The organism is Seonamhaeicola marinus, assembly GCF_008085455.1.
Genome location: NZ_VSDQ01000467.1, coordinates 1 through 309, shown reverse-complemented (window position 1 = coordinate 309; position 309 = coordinate 1). Strand labels below are relative to the sequence as shown.

1 protein-coding gene is annotated in these 309 nt (G+C 35.9%); it reads right to left on the bottom strand.

Going from position 1 to position 309, the window contains the following annotated elements; all coding sequences use genetic code 11:
* On the bottom strand, window positions 1–309 hold a 309-nt coding region (locus FUA24_RS07755; protein WP_148541177.1), incomplete at both ends, for a hypothetical protein.

The following is a 309-nucleotide window of genomic DNA, read 5'->3' as shown; positions in this document are numbered from 1 at the left end:
CTTTAAAAGGAATTACCCTTGCTGAATATAATTTAGTTCCGTTAGCGTGGAATGATTGTCCGAAAAAAACACCTGGAGATCTGTGTAACTGAGAAACAACAACACGTTCTGCACCGTTAATAACAAATGTACCACTAGGTGTCATGTAAGGAATAGTACCTAAGTACACATCTTGAACTATGGTTTCAAAATCTTCATGTTCAGGGTCTGTACAATATAACTTTAACCTTGCTTTTAAAGGCACACTGTAAGTTAGTCCTCTTTCAATACACTCATCAATAGCATACCTTGGTGGATCTATAAAGTAAT